The following is a 12,046-nucleotide window of genomic DNA, read 5'->3' as shown; positions in this document are numbered from 1 at the left end:
GCAAGTTGGGGGCCGTGCCGCGCGACGGGTAGTCACGCGGCACGGCGGAGGCCCCGGGGCGTGCCCCGGGGCCTGCGTCAGAAGGGTTACTTCTTGGTGATCTCGTGGTACAGCGGCACCGAGTTCCAGCCGAACTCGACGTTGTCCACGTTCTCGCCGTAGCCACCGTTCACGTTGGCGTACCAGAGCGGGAAGGCCGGCAGATCAGCGAGGAGCACTTCCTGTGCCTGCTGGAACTTCTCGTTCGCCTTGGCGGGATCGGTCTCAACCGAGCCTTCCTGCAGCAGCTTGTCGAACTCGGGGTTCGAGTAGTCGCCATCGTTCGAGGAAGCGTTCGTTGCGTACAACGGTCCGAGGAAGTTGAACAGACCCGGGTAGTCGGCCTGCCAGCCGGTACGGAAGGCGGTCTTGATCGTGCGGTTCGTGACCTCTTCGCGGAGGACGTCGAACTTGGGGTATGCCTTGCCAGCGGCGGTGATACCGAGCGTGGAGCTCACGCTGTTCGACACAGCGTCGACCCAGGCCTGGTGGCCACCATCGGAGTTGTAGGCAATCTCAAGGGTGCCCGACCACGGGGAGAGCTTGTCAGCCTCGGCCCAGAGCTTCTTGGCCTCGTCGGGGTTGAACGCGAGCACCTCGGCGCCCTTGAGCGAATCGCTCCAGCCGTCGATGACGGGCGAGGTGAAGTCGCTTGCGGGGGTACGGGTGCCGTCGAAGATCTTGTCCGTGATCTGCTCACGGTTGATCGCCATCGAGATGGCCTGGCGGCGCAGCTTGCCCTCTTCGCCCGAGAAGTGCTCGAGGCGCTCCGGGATCGTGAAGGACTGGAAGATGGCTGCCGGCTGGTTCACAGCGCGGTCACCCAGGTCGTCCTGGAAGTTCGCGAGCTGCGTCTCGGGAATCTGGTCGACAACGTCGAGGTTGCCGCCCATGAGGTCCGAGTACGAAGCGTCCTGCGTCGCGTAGAACTTGATGGTCAGGCCACCGTTCACGGGCTTGCGGGGACCGTTGTAGTCCTCGTTCACCACGAGCTCGATCTGCTCGTCGTGCTGCCATGCGCCTTCGCCGGCCAGCTTGTACGGGCCGTTGACGATCGGGTTCTCACCCTGCGCGTCCATGTCCTCGAACGCAGCGTCGGGCAGCGGGTAGAAGGCCGAGTAGCCGAGGCGCTGCGGGAAGTCCGATGCAGCCTTGTTGAGCTTCACGGTGAAGGTGGTGTCATCGACAACCTTCAGGCCCGGGAGCTCCTTGACGCTGTCCTCGTAGCTGAAGCCCTCAACGTCCTCGAAGAAGTAGCTGTTCAGCTGAGCGTTCTCGGAGTCGGCGCCGTAGTTCCACGCCTTGACAAAGTTCTCCGCCTTGACGGGGGTGCCGTCGGTGAAGGTCGCGTCGTCACGAATCTTGATCGTGTAGTTGATCGCGTCATCGGTCTCGATCGAGGTTGCGATGTCGTTGTGCGCAGCACCGTCAGCATCGTAGTAAACGAGGCCAGCGAAGATCTGGTCGAGGATCTTGCCGCCGCCCACCTCGTTGGTGTTCGTCGCGATGAGCGGGTTCTGCGGCTCCGAGCCGTTGGTCGTGATAATCGCGTCGCTGGCAGCAGCATCGCCACCGTTGTCCGATCCCCCGCCCGACGTGCAGCCCGACAGGGCAAGCGCGCCTGCGGCGGCCAGAGCGATAAAGCTCAGACCCATCCGTGATCGCTTCACTTGTTTCCTCCTTGAACGTGTCCCTCCGGGGCGGCGCGCACGACAAGGTGCGGCCGAATCTATCCCCGAAAAGATTCGGTATATTCCCGCCCAGCTTATCGACCGTTGCAACCGCCCCCGAAAAAATGGACCAGCCGTAACTGCTTCGTGACCGAGAACTGTAGCTCTCCGCAATTGCAATGCCAGAGTTAGGGATACTTTCTGTACATATCCGCAATCTCGGGCGCGTTTCTCCGTACGTAGTCGCACAACACGGAACGTGGAGCGAACCCGCGCGAACGCGCGCGGCCCGGCGCTACGCTGAGCATGTGAGCCCAACTGCACTGCCACCCATCGCGCACTCCCCCGCCGCCCGCACCCGACTCCGCTGGGAGATCGGCATCGTGCTCGCGCTCTCCTTCGGCGCGTCGGCAGTGTACGCGGTCGTGTCGCTCATTGATTCGCTCACCCGCGACTCGGCGCTCGCCGAACAGACCGCCACCATCAATCGTGTGCTCTCCGAACGGCCGGCGTTCGATCTCGTGTACCAGCTGCTCGGCTTCGCCTTCGCGCTCGCACCGGTCGCCCTCGTCGCGTATCTCGTGTGGCAGCCGCGGCGCCCGCACTTCGCCGCGCTCGGAGTGGGCGGGCAGGCGCGCTGGGGCCGCGAGCTGCTCGGCGGGCTTGGCCTCGCAGCCCTAATTGGGATCCCGGGCATCGCGTTCTACGTCGTGTCCAAGCTCATCGGCATCAACGTCACCGTCATTCCCACCGCGCTCGACACCTACTGGTGGACGGTCCCCGTGCTCGTGCTGCACGCGTTCCGCGCAGCGGTGACGGAGGAGATCATCGTGGTGGCATACCTCTTCGACCGGCTGCGCCGGCTCGGAGTCGGCACGGTCGGCGTGATCGTGTCGAGCGCACTGCTGCGTGGCAGCTACCACCTCTACCAGGGCTTTGGCGGCTTCATCGGCAACGTCGTGATGGGGCTCGTGTTCGGGTGGGCCTACCACCGCTACGGCCGCTCAGTGCCCCTCGTTGTGGCGCACTGGATCCTCGACATCGTGAGCTTTGCGGGCTACCCGCTCGCGCTCGCGCTGTGGCCCGCATGGTTCGGGGCGCCCGGCAGTTAGCCGAACGCCCCGATGCCGAAGCTCGCCGAATTGGCCCTGAGCAAGGGCGTGATATTGACTGGTTAGTTGACCTTGATCGATTTCACCCAGGCATCGAGCAGGCCCCAGACCTGGTCGTAGAGTTCTGGCGCGGCCTCGCACGTGGCCGCGGGCTTCGCAACCTCAAACTTTCCGTCCGGAAGCTTCGTGGCACCCCACTCCCCACGCATTGCGGCGCACGATTCGGGGAACGAGTTGAAGAGCTCACCGCTCAACTTGAGGTGGCTCGCGTCTGGAATCTCGAAGTTCGCGGCGCCGAGGCGCTGCGGCCACTCAGACGACGCGTTCCAGGGACCAATCGGGAACGATGAGGTGGGCCCCACATCGACGCTCGGCACCGTGTCTTCATCCGGCTTCTCGGTCTCCGGCTTCTCAGTGACCGGCGTAGTGGGCTTGGGATCGGGCTGCTCGGTGCTCGGCTGCTCCGTTGCCGTCGGCTTCGGAGTGCTCGGCTCGGCGTCTCCCTGCCCACGCGCAATGTTCACGACGACGATCGACGCGAGGATTGCGAGGAGGGCAACAATGCCGACCACGATCCACGGCTTGGCCTGCGCAGCACGGTCGCGCTGGGGCTCTCCCGGGTCTCCCCACGCGCCTCCACGATCGGCAGGGAGCTGCGCGGTCCGAACACGCTCGGCCTGCTCGTAGGCCAGGCGTTCACGGGCGGGGACGGGTTCGGGCGTCTCGTCGGCGGGGCCGAAGAGTTCCTCCAGTGGGTCCTTATTCACACCCCCACCCTAACTACTCAGCATCCATGCTGCGTGCGGGCCACCCGAATGCGGTGGGATTCAGGCGGCACTCACACCCTGGGCCGGGCTGAATCACTCCGCCTGAGCGGCATCAGCGAGCGCCGCGATGTGCGGCGCGTCCGTGCCGCAGCACCCACCGAAAGCCACGGCCTGAGGTGCGAGATCGCGCAGTGCGAGCACGCCGCGTGCAAAATCTGCGGGCGCGTCCCCCGCACCCTCGTCACCGTGCTCCGCGGCGTTGAGCCGGAAGCCGATGATGCGCGAGAGCTCGGGCGCCCCTGCTCCGGCCGCCAGCCCGCGCGCGACCTCACTCGGGTGCGCGCAGTTCACGAGGAAGCCGTCAGCGTAGCCCTCGGTCGCCGCGTCGGTCGCCGCGATCGCAGCGGCAAGGGAGCTCCCATCGCCGAGCATCCCGTCCGCCCCCACCGCAAACGACACCGCGACCGGAACACGCGCTGCGCGAGCGGCTCGCACCACGCCGATCCCCTCGGCGGCATCGATCATGGTCACCGCAGTCACGCGGTCGGCGCCCGCCTCGGCAAGCGCCTGAATCTGCGGTGCGTGATACGCCTCGGCAGCTGCCTCGGTCATCCGCTCTTCCGCGACGTAGTCGTCGAACCGGGGGCCCACGCAGCCGTTCACCACGGTGTCGTCGAGCCCGGCCTGGCGCACGAGGGCGACGGCGTCCGCATTGGCGCGTTCGAGTGCCGCCGCGTCGGCGCCCACCCGGGCGCCCCAGTCCGGGTTCGCGCGCCAGGTCGGCGTGTCGAGCACGAGCGGGAGACCGCGCTCGGCGGCGAGCTCCACGAAGGGTCGATAATACTCGTTCAGCGCGGCACGCCCCTCGACGCTGTCGAGCAGCACGAACGCCGCAAACTCCGGCAGCTCCTGTCCCAGCCGCTCCGTGAGCGCCGTCTCGATCCCGCCATCCGCGAGGGTCACGCGTGCCGAATTCTCTGCTGCCAACGGTGCTGCCTGCGTCATCATTCGCTCCTGTGCTCGATCGGGATCTGGGGTGTTGCGCCGGGCCGGCTCGCGCCGTCGGAAACCAGCAAAGCGCGCAGCTTCTCGCGGCGAGCCGAGAAGCCGGCGACCCGCGCCGCGTGACGCGCCATGATGCCGCCGTCGCGGAGCGCGATGGTGCCCGGATCTTCTCGCTCGAGGCCCGCACGCCAGCGCGCGGCGATGAGTTCCATTCGTGCGTCAACCGCAGCGAGGAGCTCCTCGGGCGCGACATCACCGTAGGCCGCCGCGGCGATATCGACGCGACGCGCGGCGTCGGCCACTGGAATCTCGCGGAGCAAAGGGACCCCCGACCAGCAGAGGAACGCGAGATCTTCGATCGGGCGGCCCGGGCCTGCCCGATCCCAATCAATCATTCCCGCGAACTCACCGTCGAGAATCATCCAGTTGTAGAGCCCGGGATCGTTGTGACAGATCACCTCGCCGTTAGCGAGTTCCTGTGCGCCCTGCCGCCACTCGCGGGCGTCTCGCGGGAAGTCTCGTACTGCATCGTGAAACCGGCGCAGCCAGGCCGCCGCTGCGGCGAGCGCCTCGTCACTCACCTGCTCAGTCTCGGGATCGAGCGTGCGTCCGGGGAGGTACTCCAGCACCTCACGTCCCTCGTCGTCGAATCCCTCGACTTCGGGGATGCCATCAAGGCCGCGCGCGTGCAGGTGCGCGAGCAACTCGTGCACCGCGGGGGTCCAAGGGCCCGTGGGCCGGTGGACGCGCGTCACCCCATCGGCGCCGGCGATCCGCCAGACACCGCCCGATCCGCCCGGCAGGTGTTCGCTCTCCACAATTCGACCGTAGCGCACCGCGGTGCCGACACGCGCGAGCGCGCCCAGGATGTGTCGCTAGACCTGGCGGACGATGTTGCGTGGTCGCCCGGTTTGGCCGTGCAGCTGGATGTGGAGGCGCTCCATGCGGGTGTCGAGCTCGGCGGCGGTGTCGGCCGCGCGCTTGAGCTCTTGCGTGAGTGAGTCGGGCACCTGCCGCGCGTACTTGTAGTAAATCTTGTGTTCAAGGCTCGCCCAGAAGTCCATCGCGATGGTGCGGAACTGCACCTCGACCGGCACGTCCACGCGCCCCGTCGAGAGGTAGACCGGGATCGAGAGGATGGTGTGCAGGCTCTGGTACCCGTTCTCCTTCGGGGTCTCGATGTAATCCTCGACCTCGAGCACGGTGATGTCATCCTGCTGCGTCAACAGGTCGAAGAGCCGATAGACGTCGTTGATGAACGCGCAGGTGACACGCACACCAGCGATGTCGTGGATCTCCCGACGGATCACCTCGAACTCGCTGCCAATGCCGCGCCGCTCGAGCTTCGCAACGAGGCTGTCCACGGACTTCACGCGGCTCGACACGTGCTCGATCGGGTTGTACTCGTGCATGTGGAGAAACTCCTCGCGCAGAATGGCGAGTTTCGTCTCGACCTCCTGCATAGCGAAGCGGTACTCCAGCAGGAATCGCTGCATCTGATCGCCGAGGGTGCGCAGCGCGCTTGCGGAGATGGTGATCTCGTCGTTGTCGGCGGCGGCAAGCGCCGAGTGCGAGTCGGGCTCCGGTTCCTGCGCGGATGCGGCGGGTGCGTCGGTGCTCATGTCAGCAGGCTACTGGCCTAGCTTCGGAAGCCGCTGTGATTTCAGCTGGCCCTCGCCGGTCAGGCGCCGTCGTGCTCCGCGCGGAACACGTGCACGAGGGCGTTCGCGTGGCCGTGCCCCATCCCCTGCTCCTTGAGGAATGCGACCTGCTCCATGTGTTTCTCGCCCGCGTGCGGGCGTAGGAGTGCGATCCATTCGTCGATCGATTTGCCGTACTTCGCCTCGATCGACGGGAAGTACGATTTGGGTCCGGTGGCACGCTCGGTCATGTCGCTGATCTTACGCCTCGGCCGCGTCGTCACGGCACACCGCGCCAGCGGCTGGGAGTGCGCCCGCGAGGAGGTACTCGGTCACCGCATCGTCCACGCACGAGGAGCGATCGGAGTACGAGGCAGCGTGCCCCTGCCCGTCAAGGGTGAGCAGTCGCGCGTTGCCGAGCTCGTCCACCAGCTCCTTCGCGTACGGGTACGGGGTCGCGTGGTCTCCCGTGATCCCAATCACGAGAAGCGGCTCCGCCGTGTCCGGCGCGTGGAACGAGTCCGTAATGTCGAGGCCGCTCTCGGGGAGCGCGTAGCAAGAGAGGTCAACGAACGGCGCAAGGGTGTCGTCCGAGATCTCGGGGCCGCCGAGCAGGCGGGGCATGCCCGCCTCCTCAATGTGCGCGAGCAGCCCCGGGATGTCGGGCTCGATGGGGAACGAGTGACAGCTCACAATCTCCATCGCGAGGTCGATTCCTCCCGCGGGGTCGGGCGCCACCGCCGCACCGATCTCGTCGATCGCGTCTTGGTCGCCAAACAACGCAAGAGCGATACGATCCAGTGCTCGCCCGCGCTCGAAGTGGCTCTGGTAGAGCGTGTCGGTCAGAAACCCCTGCAGGTCCTGCCCAGTAATCTGCGTCCCGTCCGTCGCCTCGAGCGGCTTCTCGTCGAGTTCGCCGAGCACCTTGAGCAGGCTCGCCTCATCAACGAAGGGGCACACCTCGACCTCGTCGCGATACTCGGTGCGGCACGAGGTGGCAAGCGCCACCGTCGCCTTCGCGATCGCCGCCGCCTGATCGAAGGCGTGGATAGGGCTCGCCCACTGCGCGTTCTCCGCGCTGTCGAGCACCATGCGTCCTGCGCGCTCGGGGAAGAGGGTCGCGTACGTCGCGCCGAGCATAGTGCCGTACGAGTAGCCGAGGAAGTTCAGGCGTTCCTCATCGAGCAGCGCGCGCATGAGCTCCATGTCGCGCGCCACCTGAGACGTGCCCATCGTGTGCGCGATCGGGTTCGTCGCCACGCACGTACCGATCTGGATCGCGGTGATCTCCGAGCCGCCGCCATCGCAATCGAGCGGTGTGCTGTTGCCGATCCCACGCGGGTCAAAGCCCAGCAGCCCGTAGCGCTCTGCGATCGGCTCGAAGCCGGGCGACAGCGGCATGCCCAGCATGAAGTCGACGCCCGTAGCGCCGGGGCCGCCGGGGTTGCCGAGCAGGGTGCCGAGCGGCTTCGTGCCGAGCGCGGGGAGGTGCACGACGGCGAGCTCGATCCGATCCCGATCTGTGGGGTCCTCCCAGTCGAGCGGTGCGATCACGGTGCCGCAGCGGATCTTCGCGAGCGTGTAGCCTGCTTCCTCGAGCGCCGCACCGGTGTCGTCGTCGAGGCCGTCCTCGGGAAGGCACTCGCGCCAGGCGATGCGCTGCGCGTAGAGCTCCGCGAAGTCGCGCTCCTGCACCGCCGAGGCGGAGTTCGCGTTCCCTGAGCCTGGTCCCGCCGAGCCACCACCCGGCCAGCCCCGCCACCCGGGGAAGCCAGCCATGCACCCGCTCAGCACCAGCAGCGCGGCAAGCGCTCCCGCGATCGTCGCGCTGCGGACGCTCACGCTGCGCATGCCCGCCCGGCGGTGCGCTCGGCCGGGGCTACGCATCGCGCTGCGCTACGGAGCCTGAGCCCGCGTCCGAATCCATGTCCGAGTTCGCGTTCGGATCGGTGTCCTGCGCCCCGGCATCCGTTCGAGTCTCCTCGAGCGCCCGTTCGAGCAGCGCACGCAGCACCGAGCGATCGACGCGCGCCAGACGCGTGATGTAGAGGCAGGCCTTGCTCGCGGTGTGCGGACCAAGCTCGGCGAGCAGCTCGGGCCAGCGCTCGGCGAAACCAGCCGGGAAGTAGATGGTGTGCTTCGCCTGCGCGGTCGCAAACGCGAGCTCGGGCATGATCCCACCGTGTCCGCTCTCGTACAGGTAGCTGACCTCACCGAAACCGATGATGCGCCCGGCCCAGACAATGGGGGCCTCGCCGCTCACCTCGCGGTGCAGCGCGAGCAACTCGTCGGCTTCCGCACGGCGCGGACCCGACACACGGTCGAGTACCTGCTCCGCCGGCTCGTCGCCCGGGCGCATCGCAGGCTGCTTCGCCGTTCGGCCCCGTGCGGGTGCCGTACCGGCGCTGCTCATCGGTGTTGCTGCCATCCTCGAAGTCCTCCCCCGGGGTTTCGGTGTCAGCCGCCCCGGCTCACTCTCACGCAGCGGCGCTGCACGAGAACGACCACATCACGCCGTAGCGGTCGAATACCTGACCGTACCAGTCACCCCACGGCGCCTCTTCGAAGGGCATCCCCTCAGTGCCGCCTCCTGCAAGGAGTTTCGCGATGTACGCTCGCGCCTCGTCCGGAGTGTCGGTCGTGTAGAGCAGCGAATAGGCCGAGCCGCGCACGGGGTAGTCCGTGCCAGGGTCCATCGAGTCGCCGCCGGCGATCACCCCCGCGGGTAGGGTCAGCGTTGCGTGCGCAACCGCCTTCGCGTCTGGCTCGAACGGCATGCCCGGCATGGGCGGCATGTCGCCGTAGCGCAGGATCTCGAGCTCACCCCCGAACACTTCGTGCCAGTGCTCCATTGCTTCGCCGGTAGACCCCGGCAGCGAGATGTATGTGGCCAGTGTGTGCGTCATGATGACTCCTTCGACGGAGCGGATGGGATCCGCGTGCGCTCAGTATGCACCTGGCCCAGGCCCCGCGGAAGCCCCTGGCGCACATTCAGTAGACGGGGATCAGTTTGCGCGCCGCACCACGCTTGATTTCAGCATCATCTTGCCGAAGCCGGGCACGCGTGCATCGATGTCGTGCCCGCCGGCGCCGCCCGGCGCAAGCCGGATCCCGGTCACCTTCGTGCCGGCCTTGATCGAGCCACCCCCGCCGCCCGAGACCTTGACGGTCTTCACGACCGTCACCGTGTCGCCGTCCGAGAGCACGTTGCCCACAGAGTCGCGAATCACGTCGGCACTCGCGCTCGCCCCGTTGTTTGCGTCAGTACCGTGAGCCACACCGTCGCCAACCACGGCCGCCCACTCGTGCGCGCACATGGGGCAGACGAGCAACGCACCCATCTCGTACGCGTACTCGCTGCCGCACTCGGGGCACGGCGGGAGCTGCGTGGTCTCGGGGGTCTCGTCAGTCATGGCGTCCTCCTCAGGGCTCGCGGAATACCGGCGCCCGGAATCGAGGCTGGCCGACTTCAGACCATACCGTGCTCGGTGCCCCGCTCGTCGTCGCTATCGATCCGCGTCATCCTCATCGTCGTCTGCCTCGTCGTCGCCGCCAAGGCGCTCCTCAAGGACGGCGAGTTCGGCTCGCACCGCGGCGAGGACCTCGGGATCGTCTTCCCAGAGCTCACGGAACTCAGAGTCGGGCTCCAGCATCTCGGAGAGCAGCTCGATCCCACGCTCGAGCAGCGCGTCGAGGCGCTCGAGATCGCCGGGCCAGATATAGCCGCGCCCGAGCACGGCAAGGAGGTAGCCGGCTGCCCGAATGCGGTCGTAGTCGTCATCCGCTTCGAACGCCTCGGAGATGCGCGCATCCGCGTCAACTCCCTCGAAGAACTCGGCGAACCAATCCGCCGCACCATCCGTATCCCAGGGTGCGCTGCCCCATGCCCCCATGTGTGCTGCCTCTCGATTCGTATGGACCTCGACCGGTCGATCTGGCCGTGTTCTGAGTGTAGCGAGCACATCAGACACGCGAATGGGCTGCAGCTGACGTTTGCGCAAACACACGGTTCACTCCACCAGGGGCGCCTCCGGCAGTCCATCCTCACCGAACACGATGCCCTCGCGTTCGAGGCGCTCGCGAGCCGCGTGGTGCACCACCCCGCGTCGCGCCGGCTTCTCCTCGAGCATTCCGAGAATCGTCTCCCGGCTCGTATTCGGGTGCTCGGCGACGGCGACGCGCACGCTCCAGAAGCGATCCTGTGCAAAGCGCGCAAGCACCGCGGGGCTGGCATCCGGGTTCAGCGCCGCAGCATTGCGAATGGACTGGTTCGTGTCGGTGAAGAACGGCTCGAACTCGTCGTCCGTGTGGGCCCCCAGCGCGCGGACGTAACGTTCTTCTTCAGCAGCCCGTTCTTCGGGTGTCTTCCGCTTTCCCATGGTGTCCTCCACATTGTTGGCCTCCGCAACCGGCCCACGGCACGGTCGTCTCGCCCGGCCGTGGCGATCTCACCCGAGGCTAGCGTTCCGCAACCACCACCGACACTTCCACGCTGAATCCATTAGGATCCTGCCCGCGAATCGTTTGCCGCACCTCCATACGCCCGAGGCGCAGCTCGATGCCACGCTCATCGAGCGCGTCGAAGAGCGCGACGATCGCGGGGTGCGTCGCCCCCTCCGGGAGTTCTTCCCCCTCTTCGGGCCGCCACGTCGCAACGAGCTCGGTGCGGGGTGGCAGCGTGCCTGCCCGGTCCCCGGGGAAGGTCCACGCGGCGCCGAGGGAATGGGGCACTTCCCAGCAGCCCATGAGCGCAACACCACCGTTCTCGCCGGTCCCCAGCGTCGTCCAGAACTCACCGCTCACCGGGATTCTCGCGTCGGCGAGACGCTCGAAGAGCTCCCCGAAGACCGCGTTCGCTTCGTCGTCGGTCAGCTCGTCGAGATCGTCGCCTGGTGCGTGCAGCGCTCGTCCAACGAAGTGCTGTTCGGGCTGCTGTCGAAGTTCGACATGGACCGGAACTCGCAGTGCGCGAAGTTCGTTCACCGCGGCCTCGTGCGCGAGATCCTCCCGCGCGCGCTCTTCGAGCACACGTTCACGGTGAGCTTCGAGCGCGTCGAGTGCCCCGTCAGCTCCAACTGAACTCGCGCCCAGCGCCTCCGCGATCTCCGGCAGCGGCACCCCGCCCGCCCGCATCGCTCGAATGGTCGCGCCGGTACGCACCTGCCCTTCGGCGTACCAGCGGTATCCCGACCGCTCATCCACCACCTCGGGAGCCAGCACCGCTTTCTCTCCGTAGTGGCGCAGCGCTTTCACGCTCAGTCCGGTAATCCCCGCGAAATCTCCGATTTGCAACATGATTCAAGGATGCAGGCTCCCGCTACGGGAGGGTCAAGGAGGAGCTCCCTCCGCCTACTCGGCGAGCCCGTCCACGATGATGTGCAGATTTGCTGTGCCCAGCGACAGCACGTGTTCTCCGGGCACGAACGTATCGAGGCCAGCGAGGAACTCACGGATCGTCCGGGTGTCCTCGGCGTCGGGCACCTCAAGCACCAGGGACTCCACCTCCGTGTTGACGGGCACCGTGACGTAGGTATAGCCGTTCTGTTCCTCGACATTCAGGTTCGTTGAGTACTCCACACCAAGCACCGTGGTGGTGCGCACATCACCCGCGGGCCACAAGGACCAGGTCACCGCGCCGATCGCAAGCGCCGCGGCAGCTCCAACGCCGAGCCAGAGCGCACGATGCCGAGAGCGACCGGGACGCCCAGCAGACGCGCTGGGTTCCGCCCCAGTTCCCTGAGCCGCCGTCGTCTCCGCAGCTTCCGCAGCCTCCGCTGCGTGCTCACGCTCAGGCACTCCATGCTTTGCCACTC

General features: G+C 66.9%; 15 protein-coding genes. 1 reads left to right on the top strand and 14 read right to left on the bottom strand.

Annotation, left to right across the window (positions count from 1 at the left end):
- Positions 1 to 86 precede the first annotated feature (86 nt).
- Positions 87 to 1,709, bottom strand: coding sequence for an ABC transporter substrate-binding protein (locus D3226_RS06980; protein WP_202381716.1), 1,623 nt, complete (start codon positions 1,707 to 1,709; stop codon positions 87 to 89).
- A 308-nt stretch (positions 1,710 to 2,017) separates the two neighbouring features.
- Between D3226_RS06980 and D3226_RS06975 the strand changes: the two genes are divergently transcribed.
- The gene (locus D3226_RS06975; RefSeq protein WP_337248925.1) at positions 2,018 to 2,821 is read left to right on the top strand and encodes a CPBP family intramembrane glutamic endopeptidase; all 804 of its coding nucleotides are present in this window, start codon (positions 2,018 to 2,020) and stop codon (positions 2,819 to 2,821) included.
- Positions 2,822 to 2,883: 62 nt separating this feature from the next.
- Here D3226_RS06975 and D3226_RS06970 read toward each other — a convergent pair whose 3' ends face one another.
- The 13 genes from D3226_RS06970 to D3226_RS06910 all read right to left on the bottom strand — a co-directional run bounded on the left by D3226_RS06970 (position 2,884) and on the right by D3226_RS06910 (position 12,044).
- Entirely contained in the window at positions 2,884 to 3,588 is a 705-nt protein-coding gene (locus tag D3226_RS06970; RefSeq protein ID WP_337248924.1) for a hypothetical protein, read from the bottom strand.
- A 93-nt stretch (positions 3,589 to 3,681) separates the two neighbouring features.
- Positions 3,682 to 4,593: a homocysteine S-methyltransferase family protein gene (locus D3226_RS06965; protein ID WP_202381714.1), complete on the bottom strand. Its 912-nt coding sequence runs from the start codon at positions 4,591 to 4,593 to the stop codon at positions 3,682 to 3,684.
- Positions 4,593 to 5,411 carry a phosphotransferase gene (locus D3226_RS06960; RefSeq protein WP_202381713.1) on the bottom strand — a complete coding sequence of 273 codons (819 nt, stop codon included), beginning with the start codon at positions 5,409 to 5,411 and terminating at the stop codon, positions 4,593 to 4,595. The genes D3226_RS06965 and D3226_RS06960 overlap by 1 nt, the downstream gene beginning before the upstream one ends.
- A 57-nt stretch (positions 5,412 to 5,468) precedes the next feature.
- Complete coding sequence (locus D3226_RS06955; protein ID WP_202381712.1) at positions 5,469 to 6,215, bottom strand: GTP pyrophosphokinase; 747 nt, start codon at positions 6,213 to 6,215, stop codon at positions 5,469 to 5,471.
- A gap of 59 nt (positions 6,216 to 6,274) precedes the next feature.
- On the bottom strand, positions 6,275 to 6,484 hold the full coding sequence (locus D3226_RS06950) for a DUF4287 domain-containing protein (RefSeq protein WP_202381711.1): 210 nt from the start codon (positions 6,482 to 6,484) through the stop codon (positions 6,275 to 6,277).
- A gap of 10 nt (positions 6,485 to 6,494) precedes the next feature.
- On the bottom strand, positions 6,495 to 8,120 hold the full coding sequence (locus D3226_RS06945) for an alpha/beta hydrolase (RefSeq protein ID WP_202381710.1): 1,626 nt from the start codon (positions 8,118 to 8,120) through the stop codon (positions 6,495 to 6,497).
- Positions 8,113 to 8,661, bottom strand: coding sequence for a DUF1801 domain-containing protein (locus D3226_RS06940; protein ID WP_237462558.1), 549 nt, complete (start codon positions 8,659 to 8,661; stop codon positions 8,113 to 8,115). Before D3226_RS06940 ends, D3226_RS06945 begins: the two co-directional genes overlap by 8 nt.
- A gap of 49 nt (positions 8,662 to 8,710) precedes the next feature.
- Positions 8,711 to 9,139: a VOC family protein gene (locus tag D3226_RS06935; RefSeq protein WP_202381709.1), complete on the bottom strand. Its 429-nt coding sequence runs from the start codon at positions 9,137 to 9,139 to the stop codon at positions 8,711 to 8,713.
- 99 nt (positions 9,140 to 9,238) lie between these two features.
- On the bottom strand, positions 9,239 to 9,646 hold the full coding sequence (locus tag D3226_RS06930; RefSeq protein WP_202381708.1) for an alkylphosphonate utilization protein: 408 nt from the start codon (positions 9,644 to 9,646) through the stop codon (positions 9,239 to 9,241).
- Positions 9,647 to 9,739: 93 nt separating this feature from the next.
- Positions 9,740 to 10,126 carry a hypothetical protein gene (locus D3226_RS06925; protein ID WP_202381707.1) on the bottom strand — a complete coding sequence of 129 codons (387 nt, stop codon included), beginning with the start codon at positions 10,124 to 10,126 and terminating at the stop codon, positions 9,740 to 9,742.
- Between the two features lie 117 nt (positions 10,127 to 10,243).
- Complete coding sequence (locus D3226_RS06920) at positions 10,244 to 10,612, bottom strand: hypothetical protein (RefSeq protein ID WP_202381706.1); 369 nt, start codon at positions 10,610 to 10,612, stop codon at positions 10,244 to 10,246.
- Positions 10,613 to 10,691: 79 nt separating this feature from the next.
- A complete protein-coding gene (locus tag D3226_RS06915; protein WP_202381705.1) occupies positions 10,692 to 11,528 on the bottom strand; it encodes a MerR family transcriptional regulator in 837 nt (278 codons plus the stop codon).
- Positions 11,529 to 11,582: 54 nt separating this feature from the next.
- Positions 11,583 to 12,044 carry a hypothetical protein gene (locus D3226_RS06910; RefSeq protein WP_202381704.1) on the bottom strand — a complete coding sequence of 154 codons (462 nt, stop codon included), beginning with the start codon at positions 12,042 to 12,044 and terminating at the stop codon, positions 11,583 to 11,585.
- Positions 12,045 to 12,046 lie beyond the last annotated feature (2 nt).

This window comes from Leucobacter chromiireducens subsp. chromiireducens (assembly GCF_016758255.1).
Lineage (GTDB): Bacteria > Actinomycetota > Actinomycetes > Actinomycetales > Microbacteriaceae > Leucobacter > Leucobacter chromiireducens.
The sequence above is the reverse complement of the archived record's forward strand: the minus strand, read 5'-3'. Positions and strand labels throughout refer to the sequence as shown.